Below are 1321 nucleotides of genomic sequence, written 5' to 3'. Positions count from 1 at the left end.
AAGTCGGAGTGTTCAATGAATATGCGAAGAAACATGGCAGAACATAAGCTCAGTGTGGTTAGAAAAGGCATTTAACGCAGAGTCCGCTTTATAACAAACAATTTAAGAGTGATTCGGCACGCGTGGCATTTTTGGTATGCGTTGGTTTTAGTGGTTAAGGTGGTATGCGGAAGCATCGGTATTGCGTGCCTCACACCTTAATTGGGCGTTAGCATTCAAGGAGAGAAATTTGTATATTCCAAGGAAGTTTAAACAGGAAAATATTGAAGAACTCGTGGGGTTGATACGCGAATATCCATTCGCAACAATCATTACGTTATCTGAGTCGGGGATTGATGCTAATCATCTTCCGCTATGTCTGATGGAATTGGATGGGGAATTATATTTAAAAGGGCATATAGCTAAGGCTAACTCACTTTGGCAAACCACGGAGCCACTATCCGAAGCGCTAGTGATTTTTAATGGCCCCAACACCTATATATCCCCGAACAATTATCCGACTAAGAAAGAAAATGGTAAGGCTGTTCCCACGTGGAATTATGTTGTTGTACATGTGAAAGGAAAAATACGGTTCATTCATGATCCTCAGTGGTAAATGGAAGTTGAGTCAGAACCAGTCAGAGATAAATCAAAAAGGTATTGTCGATGGTCTATCGTCGAAAAGTGATACCAATTCGCAAACCATCGCTTCAATGATGTGCGCTAATCTTCAGCAAGAATGCTAACAAACGCCTCAAGAGGGATTGTCAACGCGTGGCGTTTCCAGTCCCATTGAGCCGTGGTGGTTACGGTTGTTGTGTTTGGGTTTAGTAGTAATGCGTTGCCAGCCCCTTAGGCGGGCGTTATACGTTTAAGGAGAAATCGTGGTCGTCATATATGGAATAAAAGATCATTTGAATCCAATTAAAGCTGAGTTGTCCGATGTGATTCAGAACTCAATGACTCAAGCTCTAGGCTTGCCCGAGGATAAACGAGCTCACAGGTTTATTCCGCTTGATAAAAGTGATTTCTACTATCCTAGTGGTCGCACTGATGCCTACACGGTGATCGAAGTAAACATGATGGAAGGTCGCAAAGTAGAAACGAAAAAGGCATTGATCAAAGCGCTTTTTAGTAACATTGAATCTCGATTAGGCATTTCACCCGTTGATATTGAAATCACAATTAAAGAGCAGCCTTCCCATTGTTGGGGTTTCAGAGGCATTACAGGTGACGAAGTCGCCGACTTAACCTACAAAATCCACGTATAACAAGGCGTTTAAGAGGGATTCATGCCGCGTGGCATTTTTGGTTTGCAGTGAGTTTTGGTGGTGAAAGTGGT

The 1321-nt window shown here is 42.6% G+C and carries 2 protein-coding genes; both read left to right on the top strand.

Features of this window, described 5'->3' with window-relative positions; genetic code table 11:
• Positions 1-229 precede the first annotated feature (229 nt).
• Positions 230-595 carry an FMN-binding negative transcriptional regulator gene (locus tag D908_RS0120145; RefSeq protein WP_005528142.1) on the top strand — a complete coding sequence of 122 codons (366 nt, stop codon included), beginning with the start codon at positions 230-232 and terminating at the stop codon, positions 593-595.
• Between the two features lie 268 nt (positions 596-863).
• Entirely contained in the window at positions 864-1250 is a 387-nt protein-coding gene (locus D908_RS00045; RefSeq protein ID WP_000260420.1) for a tautomerase family protein, read from the top strand.
• The last annotated feature ends 71 nt before the right edge of the window (positions 1251-1321 follow it).

This window comes from Vibrio mimicus CAIM 602, assembly GCF_000338875.1.
GTDB classification, from domain to species: domain Bacteria; phylum Pseudomonadota; class Gammaproteobacteria; order Enterobacterales; family Vibrionaceae; genus Vibrio; species Vibrio mimicus.
Note: the sequence above shows the minus strand (reverse complement) of the source record. Positions and strands in the feature narration are given on the sequence as shown.